The sequence below is a fragment of the Methylacidimicrobium tartarophylax genome (assembly GCF_902143375.2).
GTDB classification, from domain to species: domain Bacteria; phylum Verrucomicrobiota; class Verrucomicrobiia; order Methylacidiphilales; family Methylacidiphilaceae; genus Methylacidimicrobium; species Methylacidimicrobium tartarophylax.
On record NZ_CABFVA020000012.1, the window covers coordinates 24,613 to 37,228 of the forward strand.

11 protein-coding genes and 1 tRNA gene are annotated in these 12,616 nt (G+C 60.6%); 7 read left to right on the plus strand and 5 right to left on the minus strand.

What is annotated here, in order from left to right; genetic code table 11:
* The first annotated feature begins 114 nt into the window (after positions 1-114).
* Entirely contained in the window at positions 115-1,917 is a 1,803-nt protein-coding gene (ilvB, locus tag MAMT_RS01525; RefSeq protein ID WP_142659185.1) for a biosynthetic-type acetolactate synthase large subunit, read from the plus strand.
* On the opposite strand, the gene MAMT_RS01530 is transcribed toward ilvB, so the two are convergent.
* Positions 1,889-2,833 carry a dihydropteroate synthase gene (locus MAMT_RS01530; RefSeq protein WP_142659186.1) on the minus strand — a complete coding sequence of 315 codons (945 nt, stop codon included), beginning with the start codon at positions 2,831-2,833 and terminating at the stop codon, positions 1,889-1,891. The genes ilvB and MAMT_RS01530 overlap by 29 nt on opposite strands.
* Positions 2,834-2,857: 24 nt before the next feature.
* Complete coding sequence (gene hisB, locus MAMT_RS01535; RefSeq protein ID WP_142659187.1) at positions 2,858-3,460, minus strand: imidazoleglycerol-phosphate dehydratase HisB; 603 nt, start codon at positions 3,458-3,460, stop codon at positions 2,858-2,860.
* 175 nt (positions 3,461-3,635) lie between these two features.
* Here hisB and MAMT_RS01540 point away from each other — a divergent pair, with 175 nt between their 5' ends.
* Positions 3,636-4,919, plus strand: a complete 1,284-nt coding sequence (locus tag MAMT_RS01540) for an ATPase, T2SS/T4P/T4SS family (RefSeq protein WP_178086844.1) — start codon at positions 3,636-3,638, stop codon at positions 4,917-4,919.
* Entirely contained in the window at positions 4,874-6,031 is a 1,158-nt protein-coding gene (locus MAMT_RS01545) for an ATPase, T2SS/T4P/T4SS family (protein ID WP_142659189.1), read from the plus strand. The genes MAMT_RS01540 and MAMT_RS01545 overlap by 46 nt, the downstream gene beginning before the upstream one ends.
* Here the strand turns inward: MAMT_RS01545 and MAMT_RS01550 are convergent.
* Positions 6,023-6,097 (minus strand) — tRNA-Pro (locus MAMT_RS01550). The genes MAMT_RS01545 and MAMT_RS01550 overlap by 9 nt on opposite strands.
* A gap of 229 nt (positions 6,098-6,326) precedes the next feature.
* Between MAMT_RS01550 and sufC the strand changes: the two genes are divergently transcribed.
* The 4 genes from sufC (at position 6,327) to sufT (ending at position 10,549) form a co-directional block, all read left to right on the plus strand.
* Positions 6,327-7,115 carry a Fe-S cluster assembly ATPase SufC gene (sufC, locus tag MAMT_RS01555; protein ID WP_142659190.1) on the plus strand — a complete coding sequence of 263 codons (789 nt, stop codon included), beginning with the start codon at positions 6,327-6,329 and terminating at the stop codon, positions 7,113-7,115.
* A gap of 24 nt (positions 7,116-7,139) precedes the next feature.
* Positions 7,140-8,564, plus strand: a complete 1,425-nt coding sequence (sufB, locus tag MAMT_RS01560) for a Fe-S cluster assembly protein SufB (RefSeq protein WP_142659191.1) — start codon at positions 7,140-7,142, stop codon at positions 8,562-8,564.
* Between the two features lie 26 nt (positions 8,565-8,590).
* A complete protein-coding gene (gene sufD / locus MAMT_RS01565; protein WP_246186467.1) occupies positions 8,591-9,895 on the plus strand; it encodes a Fe-S cluster assembly protein SufD in 1,305 nt (434 codons plus the stop codon).
* A gap of 105 nt (positions 9,896-10,000) precedes the next feature.
* A complete protein-coding gene (sufT, locus tag MAMT_RS01570) occupies positions 10,001-10,549 on the plus strand; it encodes a putative Fe-S cluster assembly protein SufT (protein ID WP_142659193.1) in 549 nt (182 codons plus the stop codon).
* A gap of 48 nt (positions 10,550-10,597) precedes the next feature.
* On the opposite strand, the gene MAMT_RS01575 is transcribed toward sufT, so the two are convergent.
* Together MAMT_RS01575 and MAMT_RS01580 are read right to left on the minus strand one after the other, a co-directional pair.
* Positions 10,598-11,890, minus strand: coding sequence for an N-acetylmuramoyl-L-alanine amidase (locus MAMT_RS01575; RefSeq protein ID WP_142659194.1), 1,293 nt, complete (start codon positions 11,888-11,890; stop codon positions 10,598-10,600).
* A gap of 81 nt (positions 11,891-11,971) precedes the next feature.
* Positions 11,972-12,592 (minus strand): hypothetical protein, encoded by a 621-nt coding sequence (locus tag MAMT_RS01580; RefSeq protein WP_142659195.1) that lies wholly within the window; start codon positions 12,590-12,592, stop codon positions 11,972-11,974.
* Between the last annotated feature and the right edge of the window lie 24 nt (positions 12,593-12,616).

Consider the following 12,616-nt stretch of genomic DNA (forward strand, 5'->3'; position numbering starts at 1 on the left):
TCCAAAGTCCGCCTAGACGGGAATCGGCGTTTGATCTACGTTTTCGTGTTTTCTTCTCGCAGAAGAAAGAGGTGAGCAAGAGAATATCCTCCTGGCAGATATCCTCCAAGCGATATGCAAAACGTGAGCCGCAAGGACTTCGAAAAAACTACCCCACACGGCAACCCTGCTTCCCATCCGGCCGAGTTCTCCGGGCAGAGCTACAAGAACGGCGCCGACGCTGTCGTGGCCGCTTTGGAAAAAGCCGGCGTCGATACTGTTTTCGCCTATCCCGGCGGAGCCAGCATGGTCCTGCATCAGTCGTTGAGCCGCTCTCGGAAGATCCGCACCGTTTTGCCCCGTCACGAACAGGGGGGCGCCTTCATGGCCGAGGGATACGCCCGGGCCAGTGGGAAAGTGGGGGTCTGCATGGCGACGAGCGGCCCGGGTGCGACGAACCTCGTCACCGGAATCGCAGATGCCTACATGGATTCCGTGCCGCTCGTCGCCATTACGGGTCAGGTGAAACGAGAGATGATCGGTCGGGGGGCGTTTCAGGAGACCGACGTCTTTGGGCTTACGCTTCCGATCGTCAAGCATAGCTACTTGGTCATCTCTCCCGACGACCTCCCCTCGATCGTGCACGAGGCGATTCTGCTCGCCCGCACCGGGAGGCCCGGTCCCGTCCTGCTCGACATCCCGAAGGATGTGCAGCAGGCTCCCGTCGATTCGCAACCGTCCAGCCCATCGTTCGGAGGATGCAAGCCGGTGCCGCAGGCATCGGACGAGGAATTGGAATCGCTACTGGTTGCGCTGGAAACCGCAGAGCGTCCCTTGCTTTATGTCGGCGGAGGCATTCTCTCCGGCGACGCCTGGGAAGCGCTCCGTTGCTTCGCGGAAAAGACCCACGTGCCGGTGGCCACGACCCTTATGGGAATCGGCTGCTTTCCCGAAACGCACGACTTGTCTCTCCGGTGGCTGGGCATGCACGGAGCCGTCTACGCGAACTATGCCGCCGATGCGTGCGACCTTCTCTTGGCCATGGGGGTCCGCTTCGATGACCGCGTTACCGGAAACGTGGAAGAATTCGCCAAGCGGGCCAAGATCATCCACGTGGACGTCGACCATTCCGAGCTCAACAAAAACAAGAGAGCAGACTTGCCGATTCTCGGTGACATCCGGGACGCCCTGGACCGGCTGAACGAGATGCTCGCGGCCGAGCGTCGCCCGAGGAAGGTTCACCAAGCCTGGCATGCGCAAATCGCCCAGTGGAAGTCACGCTATCCTTTCTCCTACCGTCCTGTCTCCGGAGCGATCCTGCCGCAGCAGGTCGTCGAAGAGCTTTTCCACCTGACAAGAGGAGAGGCGATCATCACCACCGGCGTGGGGCAGCACCAGATGTGGGCGGCCCAGTTTTACCAGTTCACCCGGCCCCGTAGTTTTCTTTCCTCTTCGGGCTTGGGTACGATGGGTTTCGGCTACCCGGCGGCCTTAGGGGCAAAGGTGGCTTTCCCGGATCGGCAAGTGATCGATATCGACGGCGATGGAAGCTTCTTAATGAATATTCAGGAGCTTGCCACCGCGGTTACCGAGGGGATTCCGGCAAAGGCGGTCATCCTCAACAACCAGCACCTGGGAATGGTTGTGCAATGGGAGGATCATTTTTTCGCCGGGAATCGGGCCCACACCTATCTCGGCAACCCCCGGAATACGGAGCAACACTATCCTAGCTATCGGAAGATCTGCGAGGGCTTTGGTGTTCCCGCGGAAGAAGTTCGCCATCCCGAAGAGCTGCGTCCCGCGCTCGAGCGCCTCCTCTCGGCCGAAACCCCCTACGTCGTCGACGTCCACGTCCCCTATACCGAACATGTCTTGCCGATGATTCCGGCGGGCATGACCGTGCGCGAAGTCATCCTGGGACCTCTTGCCGAAGAGTAGGACCCGACGTCTGCCGGCTGTCAAAGAGCCTCATCGCCCGGACGACTCCCAGGACACGGCTGACTTCGTGAGTGCGTAAGAGGTCGGTCTGGCCGAGGAGGGCGAGGACCGCGAAAAACGGTTCCGCGCATCGGACTTCCTGCTCGAAGCATTCGAAGGCGTGAGGCAGCGCATGGCAGACCGGCCAACCCAACTCGTGCAAGCGAAAGGTTCCCAAGAACATTTCCATTTGCCGCTCGATCCGCACCGCCCCGTCCTGGAGATTCGGATAATAGAATCCTAGACCCGGATCAATCCAGAGCCTGCGCACTCCGGCGCTTTCCACTAAGCGGCACCGCGTTTCAAAATACGGCAGCAGGCTGCCGATGGCGTCGTCAGAGAGGCGAACCGAGCGGGGATCGCGCACATGCGCGCCTTCCACAAAGTTCAGGATCAACCCCGCGTCTTCCTTGGCAATGAGCGGAAGGAGTTCTTCCAGACCGTCTCTTCCGGTGAAGTTGATGATCGCAGCCCCCGCGCGAAGAGCGGCCTGCGCCACCAGAGGATAATAGGTTTCTACGGAAACAAGGAGTTGCCGAGCGACCAACCCTTCGACGACGGGGATCAGCTTATAAATCTGGGCTTCCGGTTCGACACGAGCCGCATAATCGAGGGAGGACTCGCTCCCGATATCGAGGATGGACGCCCCGCTGTCGATCAGGAGCTGCCCCCGGCGGATCGCAGCTTCCGGTGTAAGGACCACACTCTCTCGATACCAGGAGTCGGGAGAGAGATTGACCACCCCCATGAGATGGGGAGAGGAGGCAGTCGATCGACCGCCGAAGGTCCTGCCCCGGAGATCGAACGCTTTGGTCGGCCGATCTAAGAGGGGAGCATATCGCTCAGCAAGACGGGCCAGATCGCGTAGCGAAAGCACCTCCCCTCCTTTCCCAAGGTTGCGCTACAAAACCCCCTTCGTACTGGGTATATCGACCACCCGCTCGTCCTTCTCCACGCTCATCGCCAGCGCACGCGCCACCCCTTTGAACGACGCCTCCAACAGGTGATGCGGATCCCTGCCGGCACGGATCTCGAGGTGGAGCGTCAACATCCCATGGACAGTCAGGGCCCGCAGAAATTCTTCGAGGAGTTGTGCGGAAAAGGAACCTGCGTAGAGAAGGGAGAGGGGAGGGGGATCCGCTTTGCTTAAGGCAAAAAACGGCCTGCCGCTCAGGTCGAGCGCCACCTGCGCCAAGGCCTCGTCCATCGGAATCAACGCGAATCCGTAGCGGCGAATACCTTTCTTGTCGCCCAGCGCCTTTCCCACGGCTTGTCCAAGGCAGATGCCCACATCCTCGACGGTGTGATGGAAGTCGACTTCGCGATCGCCGCGAGCATGAACCTGGAGGTCGAAGAGGCCATGTCGGCCGAAAAGGGAGAGCATGTGATCGAAGAAGGGAATCCCGGTCTCGCACTCCGCCCTTCCGGAACCGTCCAAGTGGAGCGAAAGAGAGATCTCGGTCTCTTTCGTCGATCGTTCGACCGTCGCCGTTCGTGGAGACATGACCCATTCCCTCTAGCAGAAACCGCTTCCTTCGCAAAGTACAATGGCTCTTCCCGCGGGAAGATCGTCGGGGGCTCTCGCCCCCTCTGCCTCCCTCCGACCCCGGCAATGGAATCGCGCGGGCTTGGAATCGGTCTTCCGCCATCATAGAGTGGCGGCGGTAGGACGCTTATCCGTGGACCCTCTGGAGAACGAGCGCATTCTGGCGGTCGCCGTTGTCCGTCGCTGGCTGGAGGAGGCGCGGCTTCCCGCGATCCGCGCCGCCCTGTCGGCGTTGCCCGAGGCGAACGCGGCGGATCTGCTATGCGAACAGGGGATCATCGACTCGAACCAGCGGATTGCGCTGCAAGGGAAGGAGACGACGCGGCGGGAAGAAACGCGCCGACAGCCGTTCGTCGATCAGTGCTTGACGGAAGCCGCCGCGCAGGGAGCGTCCGACCTGCACTTGGTCCCATTCCATTCTCCTCTCTGCCGTTGCCTGGGGCTGCTCCGAGGTCTGGGAGCGAGCTGGGGCATCCTCTCCCCGCAGCAAACAGAAGAGCTGGTCGAACAGATTCTTCCGTCCCGCGATCGGGAAACACTGAAACGACAGGGATGGGCCTCCCTCCCCTACGGGCGAGAGCAGCCGCGAGCCCGGCTTACCGTCGGCCGCGATGCAACGAGCTACTTTCTGAGCTTTCGCTTGCCATTTCCCGATCCGATCGAACTGCGTGCGCTCGGAATGGAAGACGCGGGGGAACTGGCCGCAATCCCATCGGGGCTGGTGGTCGTTGCGGGCGGTGTCGGCCAGGGGAAAACGACTCTTTTCTCGGCCCTTGCCCGGCGCATCCACCGCACGCGCACCGGAAGGCTCGTCCTCTTGGAGCAACTTCCGGAACATCCCTGGAAGGAAGAGGGCCGGCCGATCGTCCGCATCGCCTTTTCCGACCTCAGGGCGGATCGCAACAAGGTTCTTCGCGCGGCTTTTGCGCTCGACCCCGATATTCTCCTTCTTGATGCCTCCGTCGGACGGGGAACGCTTCGCCTGCTGGTCGAGGAGACCGCCCGGACCGGCGTACTGGTGATGGCGACGCTCGGTCTTCGAAGCGTAACGGAGGCCCTGCGGGAGCTCTGTGCGGCGATGCCCCATGGGGGGAGCCGTTCCTTGCTCGTGCGAACCCTCCGGGCCATTCTCTCCCTGGAACTGGTGCCGCTTGCCACAGGGAAAGGGCGCGTAGCCGCATGCGAACTCTTTCGAAATGTACCGGCGGCGGGAGTCGCCTTGTTGAAGGCGGACCCTAGTCGGCTAGAGAACGTTCTCGACGCGGCAGGCGGATCTCATTTTCAGCCGATCGACGACTCTCTTTGGCGGCTGTTTCAACAAGGTCTTATCAGGATGGAGGGCGCTTATACCCGCTGTCGAAACCGGTCGCGATGGGCGGAGAGAATGCACGCGCCCAATCCTTCCCGCGTCTGGTGAAGAATCTCAACGACATTCTAGGGTCGGCCCTTCAAGCCCGCTCGACCGCCATCCACCTCTTCGAGGGGGAAGCACCCTCCGCGCGGGTGGACGGAGAGCTCCACCCCTTGCCGTTCGCTCCGGTCTCGCGCCAGCAGGCGACCCTTTGGCTTCAAACGCTGGTCGGCCACGAGGGATGGAGCGAGGCGGAGCAAATCGGCACCGGCCAATTTCTCTTTTCCGGTCCCGACGGCGTTCTCTTTCGCGGTCGTTTCCTTTCGGGAGAACAGGGTCTTGGAGCCGTCCTTCTGCCTATCCTTCCCCCGCCAGCGATTGACGAACGGAACCTCCCTCCCGCTCTTCGCCATTTAGCCGACCTTCGAGGGCTGGTTGTGCTCGGGGGCGGAATTGCCACAGGGAAGACAACCCTCCTCGGCAGCCTGGTCGCTTGGCTGAGCAGCTCCCAATCCTGGCATATCCTCGTGCTGGAAGACGCACCCGCCCGATTTTCCTACCGTCCGGAACAGAGCTGGATCAGCCACTGGGAGATTCCTCGGCATTTTCCCGACATGACCAGCGCACTGGTCTCTGCTCTTGCTCTGGAGGGGGAACTGGTGGCCATCGATTCCCTGCGCGAGGCGGCGGAGATCGAAGCGGCGCTCGATCTCGCGGAATCCGGCAAGTTGGTGCTCGCCGCTCATGAGGCCGAGGGCGGAGCTGCCGGCGCGATCACAAGCTTGCTTCGAACGCTCGCCCAGAGCGGCAAGCGTTCGGAAGCCGACCGTCTGGCGGCAACCCTGCGCACTGCTGTCTCCCAGACCCTCCTGCCCCGTCGGGATGGGCAGGGAGTCGCCGTCCTCTACGAGATCCTGCCCGGCCATCCCGCAGTAGCAGCGGCCATTCGCGCCGAAGCATCCGCTTCTCTGGGAGAGTTCGTTCAAGTCGGCCCGCCGGGCGGCAAGCGCGTCGACGAAGCCATCCTGGACCTCTGGGAAGCCGGAATGGTCACTGCCGACGATGCCTTTCGTCATGCCAGGGACAAAGAGCGAGTCCTTGCTCATCTCGACGGAGCCAAGGGGGGGATCGCTCCCTCCACGGAAATCGGATCGACCACCCGCCTCGCCTCGGAGTGACAGGATTCGAACCTGCGACTTCTTGCTCCCAAAGCAAGCGCTCTAACCAGGCTGAGCTACACTCCGTCTTTCCGGGCAGAGCGGCCTCCCGCTCCGGGATCGCCTCTTCGCCTACGAATACCTTATGGTTGGTATTAAAAAAGACAAATTGCTGCTTCTTCTCCTTTTCGCCATGTTATGGTCGCGACAAAGTGTAGAGTTTTCTCCGAGAGCGCTAGGTCTTTCCCGGAGAGCTGAAGTCGGCACGGTTATTGCTCACCGGGAAGAAAAGGAAAACGAAGAAACCACTGGATTCATGAGTCTTCAAATCTGCGACCTCCATGCAAGAATCGTCGAACGGGCCATTCTCCGTGGGATTTCCCTCGAGATTCGGCCAGGGGAGACCCATGCCATCATGGGCCCGAACGGGTCCGGGAAAAGCACCCTCTCCAAGGTGCTGGCCGGCCATCCCGATTACGAAGTCACCCAGGGCTCCGTTGTCTTGGACGGCGTCTCGCTCCTCGAGCGGGAGCCCGACGAGCGCGCGAGAATGGGGCTTTTCCTCGCTTTTCAATACCCCTGCGAGATCCCCGGAGTCAGCATCGCCAACTTCCTGCGCGCCGCTACACAAGCTCGGCTCCCCGAGGGGGAGTCGCTCTCCGTGACCGACTTCTACCAGAAGCTCTATCACGAAATGGACGCCCTCGGTATGCAGCGCACCTTCAGCTCCCGCCCGCTCAATTCCGGGTTTTCCGGGGGAGAGAAGAAACGGGCGGAAATCCTGCAAATGGCCATGCTCCAACCCCGCTACGCCGTTCTGGATGAAACGGACAGCGGCCTCGACATCGATGCCCTGAAGGTCGTCGCCGGTGGGGTCAATCGACTGCGCGGCCCGGAAGCGGGTCTCCTCATCATCACTCACTATCAGAGGCTCCTCGATTATATCTCGCCCGACTTCGTCCACGTCATGGTCGCCGGCCGGATCGTCCAGAGCGGAGGTCCTGAACTCGCTTTAGAGCTCGAGAAGCGCGGATACGGCTTCCTGGAGGAGCGATACGGCTCCTCGGAAGTTTCTCCCCTGGCGGGGGCAGGTACTCCGGGATAGGTTAAAGAAAAGGAAGACTCGATTATGACCGAACAGCAGGCGATTGCCGGAACGGATCTGCTCCAACTCGACCGGGGCGTGGGAGACTTTCACTATAAGATGGAGTATGCCTACGACGCGGGAGCGGGCCTCTCCGAGCAGACCATCGATTATATCTGCGAGGCCAAGAACGACCCCGAGTGGCTCCGCGACTTCCGCAAACGGGCATTAGCAACCTTCCTCCGAGAACCGCTTCCGACTCACTGGGCAAGCAAGCAATTGGCGGAGCTCGACTTTTCCCAGATCCGGTATTATCTCGCCCACGGCCAGAAGGCCGGCAGGACCTGGGAAGATGTTCCGGAGGAAATGAAACGGACCTTCGAGCGACTCGGCGTGCCAGAACAGGAACGAAAGTTTTTGGCCGGAGTCGAGGCCCAGTTCGACAGCGAGGCGGCGTATTCCAACATGAAAGAAGCGCTGCGCGACCAAGGCGTCATCTTCGTGGGGAGCACCGAGGGGCTTCACAAGCACCCGGAAATTTTCCGCAAATGGTTCGGCAAGGTCATTCCGACGGGCGACAACAAATTTGCCGCATTGAACAGCGCGGTTTTTAGCGGCGGGAGCTTTATCTACATCCCTCCGGGGGTCAAGCTGAGCCATCCGCTGCAAGCCTATTTCCGGATCAATGCGGAAAGCTTCGGCCAATTCGAACGCACTCTCATCATCGCCGACGAGGGCTCCGAAGTGACCTACATGGAGGGCTGCACGGCACCTCGCTTCGATACGGCGACGCTTCACAGCGCTGTCGTCGAGCTGGTGGCGCTTCCGGGAGCCAAGATCCAGTATATTACGGTTCAAAATTGGAGTCCCAACGTCTTCAACCTGGTCACCAAGAGGGGGATGGCTATGGAAAACTCGGAGATTCGTTGGATCGATTGCAACATCGGCTCCCGTTTGACGATGAAATATCCTGCGGTAATCCTTCGCGGCCGGAAGGCGCGCGGAGAGGTCCTCAGCATCGCGCTGGCCAACAACGGTCAGCACCAGGATACCGGGGCCAAGATGATCCATCTCGCCGATGAGACGACCAGCAACATCATTGCAAAAAGCATCAGCATCGGCGAAGGGCGCTCCAGCTATCGGGGATTGGTGAAGATTCCGAACCATCTCAAGGGTTGTAGAAACAACACGGAATGCGATGCGCTTCTCATCAACACAAGCTCCCGCACCGATACCTACCCGGCCATCACTCTCCGCGGGAACCGGAGCTCGGTCCAACATGAGGCAAGCGTGAGCAAGATCAGCGCGGAACAGATCTTCTATATGCAGCAGCGCGGCCTGCCGGAGGCCGAAGCCATGAGTTTGAGTGTCAACGGCTTTGTCAACGATCTCGTCCGAGAGTTCCCGATGGAATACAGCGTCGAACTCAAACGATTGATCGACCTGGAGATGGAAGGCTCCGTCGGTTGAACGTCGATCGAGGACGGGACGTGAACATGATCAGACGAATGCTCCCCGAAATGTACAACGGCGGAACAAAGCAGACCCCGCTTCCCACCTGGTGGAAGGAAATCCAAGAAGCGGCATGGGTCGACTACGAGCGCTTGCCTATGCCGAGCCGTAAAGACGAGCGGTGGCGCTTTACTGATCTCGGTAAGCTGGCGTTCACCGGGTACACGGCTGGGTTTCCCGTCCCGGAGCCCTCCCGGACCGAACTTCAGGCCTTCTTTCAGCGCGGACAGGCGCCTGCCCTTTTATTTGCCAACGATTCTCTTCTCTTTTCCCGATCGCTCTCCCCGGAAGCGAAGAAAAAAGGTGTTCTCCTTACCCCTCTGCTCGAGGCCGCGAACGGCGCAGCAGACCTTCTGAAAAGCTACCTCTTCCGCGAACGGGTCGCCCTGGGCGCGGAGAAACTCGAAACCCTCCATCGCGCCTGCGCCACCGCAGGAGCCCTGTTGTACGTCCCCGCCGGAGTCGAGTTGGAGCAGACCGTGGATCTCTCCTTCTGGTTGAGCGAGGAGAATGCGGCGACTTTCCCTCACATCCTGGTCGTCCTCCAGGAAAATGCCCGCGCGCGGATTCACCTCCGGTTCGGCTCCACAAACCCCAAGGGGGGATTTGCCTGTTCCGTGCAGGAGCTTTTCCTTGGCGCGGGAGCCCAACTCGAAATCTTCACGGGTCGGAACTGGGCGGAAGGAACCTGTTCGTTCGATCTCGCCTCCGTCCGACTTGACCGCGATGCGAATTCCACGAGCTTCCAGTTGAATCGAGGGGGAGGATATACGCGGACCGAAAGCAGAAGCCGCCTCCTCGGTCCCGGCTCCCGGAGCGTCATGCTCTCCGCCACCATGGCGCGAGATCGACAGGAATTTGACCAGCGTTCCTTTCAGGAGCACTCCGCACCGAACACAAGAAGCGACCTTCTCTACAAAAGCGCCTTGTACGACTCCTCTCGAACGATCTTCGCCGGCATGATCGACGTCGACCCGGGAGCTCAACAGACGGATGCCTATCAGAGCAACCGCAATCTCCTCTTGAGCCCGGACGCCGAGGCCAACGCTTTACCCGGACTGGAAATTCTGGCCAATGACGTTCGCTGCACTCATGGCGCTACCATTGGGCAGGTTGACCCGGAAGAGCTCTTCTATTGCCTGCAACGCGGCATCCCGCTCGAAGCCGCGCAGCGGCTTTTCGTTCTGGGCTTTTTAACCGACGTGATCGACCGGATTCCGGATGCCGATGCCAAGCGGACCCTGGCTGAGGAGATCGACTCCTCCCTGAGCCAACCAAGACGTCCCTGAACCTTCTTCCGAACTTCCTCGCGTCTACTTCCCTATTGCCTCCGGCTCAAGGAGAATCTAACCTTCGATCCATTCAGCCTAAGATCGGCGAAGCGAGGAACAACAATGGCACAAGAATCCGTCTTCTTAACTCGAACCGTGGATGCGGTACAGATCCCCAGCGGCGCGCCTATCCAACTTCAGAAGGACAAGCCGGTGGTGATCACGCAATCCCTCGGCGGATCGTTCACTCTCTTGTACGATGCCCGCTCCCTGGTACGCCTGGATGCCAAGGATGCCGACGCCATCGGCCAAGCCTCGCGTGCGGAGGAGTCCGGGGCTCTGCCTCAGCCCGGGGCGCACGTGGATGAGGAAATGGTCTACAGCCGCCTCCGAGAGGTTTTCGACCCGGAAATACCCGTCAATATTGTCGACCTGGGCCTGATCTACGACTGCCAGATTCTCCCTCGCGAAGAGGGCACCTTCGAGATCGTGATCAAGATGACGCTCACCGCTCCCGGCTGCGGCATGGGTGTCGTCATTGCCCAGGATGCCCAATCCCGCATTCGACAAATTCCCAACGTGGCGGATGCTCGTGTCGATCTGGTTTGGGATCCGCCATGGAACCCAGGGATGATCAGCGAGCAAGGCAAGATGCAGCTCGGGCTGATCTAGCCCCCATTTCTCGCAAATTTCGTAGCCGAGGCGCGCCGGCTTAACTCGTCAGTGATGGACCACGGCCGACGTCGGTCCACCTACCCAGGCAGTGACGCCGCGTGCCAGGATCTCCCCATATTCGGCGAAGATGCTCCGATAGGGCTGGCCGCCGATGATCCTGGTCCCCTCATAATCCCCCGCGATGATCCGGTCGTAGGCATCCTGGGCATTCATGTAGGGACCTTCGACAAAGACCACCGGCCCACGGTAGATGCGGTTTGCCAGGAGATTCCTGGCAAATACGTACGGACTTGGCCCAACCCGTCGAGCCGCGCTCCAATTGGCATAATTCTCCGGCGGGTAGTTCCATGTCGCTGCCATCTGCTTGGCGATCGATTCCGCCGCTTCCGCCTCTGGGATGCTTGTGCGCGAGAAGAGCTTGAAGAGCAGATCCCACTTCTGATCGTCGTACATCAACTCTTCTTCGGAATAGTCGCCGTGAACGAACGCGACTAGGCGGCTTTGAGGGATGAGTTCCGCACGGGTCGGCTTGCTGGACCATTTGTCCGCATTGAAATGAATGCAAAGGGTCAGATCGGGATGGAGCTTCGCCACCAATTCCGCGCGCGCCCGAATTTCCGCATTCCGATAGAAGAGAACTTCTTCTTCCCGGACGATGCTGCGCTCCAATTCGGGAGAAAAGCTCGCCGGCATGGTCGCCGCGCTTCCAACGGGATAGAGGACGGCCAGAGCCTCCTCGCGAAGACTGGCCGGACGAAGAGCGGTTACCGGCTCGAACAGCCGCTTGGTCCAGACCACCGTGGCACCCTCGCTCTCCAACAACTTAGCCGCATGTCGCGCCGCCCGCATGTTGAGCTCCGCCTCGAGAACCGGCGGATCCGAGCCAATCCGAAAGTAGCGCCCCTCCATCTTCGCCCACGGGCCACCGATATGTCCGGGGTCAAGACAAACCACGAGGCCGCGCAGCGGCTTCGCGTTGGTCGCTCCGGCCTTCGAGAGCTTCCAAGCGCTCACCATCGTCGCCCGGAGGGGGTTTTGCGATTCCAGATCCGGCGCCAGCCGAAGGCGGCAGAGGAGTCGCGTGTGCTCCTTGTCCCCAAAGAGCGTGACCTCGTTGCCATTAATGACGGTAAACTTCCAGAAGGAACCATCCGGAGAGAAGAGGGTGTTGATCCAGTGAACGAACTCCTCCCTCGTCATGGTTTCCTGGAACGCGTCGAGCGCGCCCCAATCGGGTTCGGGAGCCAGAGGGCTCAATTCCGCTCGGGAGGAGAACGGCAGAAGAGCCAGGACCACTACGCTCCCGACCAGCGAGAGCCATCGCAAAAACGCGCTCATGTCTGCTTCCGCAGCTCAAAAACTCGGTCAACTCCCCTCGGAGCGGGCGTCCTGCCCGCCGTCTTCTCCTGTCTTGTCCAACTAAGACCCTTCGGCCACCCGGCCCGGATCCAGCCGCAACTCGAGAATCTTTCCGGAAACCGCCCCCACGCGAGCTTTCCCGATGTCTGCTTCCACCCCCCGCCGGTCCGCATAGAAGCGCATTTCCCAACTCGGCTCCCGTTCCTCCCCCATTCGGGCGAGCTCGAAAAGAACGGTGCTCAGCCTCGCCTTCCCGGCCGCTCCCGTCTTCAAGATAACCTGGAGGGCTCGGTCCGAGTCAACCTTTAACCGGCTCGGGTCAAAGGCCTGTTCCTCCTTGTACCGCAGCACGCCGCGCCGCCCGATCTCCACAATCCCTTCCCGCACGTCACGCACCTGGCCGCCAGCCACCGTAATCCGCTTGAGATTCTTCCATCCGCCCTGGTTCCAATACACGAACTGCCAACTGGTCGGGGTGAGAGAGGTCTTGCTGCGTGGGCCGACGATGGCCAGCATCTTTGCTTGCGACCCCTCGGGAGCATACTGCTGTGCCACCGCAAGCGCCGAAAAGGCCGTCGGCGCCCCTTGCCTGCCTCGCGCCGGCGGCTCCGATCCTTTGGCAAAGCAGAATGCGTACGCAGAGAAGGCATAGACAGCAATCAGAAGAGGCCATCGTTTCATGGAATCTGCCCAATAGCCGAAATC

Excerpts from the sequence above, each read along its gene's own strand:
- ilvB (WP_142659185.1), top strand. The coding sequence starts at position 115 with ATGCAAAACGTGAGCCGCAAGGACTTCGAAAAAACTACCCCACACGGC.
- hisB (WP_142659187.1), bottom strand. The coding sequence starts at position 3,460 with ATGTCTCCACGAACGGCGACGGTCGAACGATCGACGAAAGAGACCGAG.
- MAMT_RS01545 (WP_142659189.1), top strand. The coding sequence starts at position 4,874 with ATGGGCGGAGAGAATGCACGCGCCCAATCCTTCCCGCGTCTGGTGAAG.
- sufC (WP_142659190.1), top strand. The coding sequence starts at position 6,327 with ATGAGTCTTCAAATCTGCGACCTCCATGCAAGAATCGTCGAACGGGCC.
- sufB (WP_142659191.1), top strand. The coding sequence starts at position 7,140 with ATGACCGAACAGCAGGCGATTGCCGGAACGGATCTGCTCCAACTCGAC.
- sufD (WP_246186467.1), top strand. The coding sequence starts at position 8,591 with ATGATCAGACGAATGCTCCCCGAAATGTACAACGGCGGAACAAAGCAG.
- sufT (WP_142659193.1), top strand. The coding sequence starts at position 10,001 with ATGGCACAAGAATCCGTCTTCTTAACTCGAACCGTGGATGCGGTACAG.
- MAMT_RS01575 (WP_142659194.1), bottom strand. The coding sequence starts at position 11,890 with ATGAGCGCGTTTTTGCGATGGCTCTCGCTGGTCGGGAGCGTAGTGGTC.
- MAMT_RS01580 (WP_142659195.1), bottom strand. The coding sequence starts at position 12,592 with ATGAAACGATGGCCTCTTCTGATTGCTGTCTATGCCTTCTCTGCGTAC.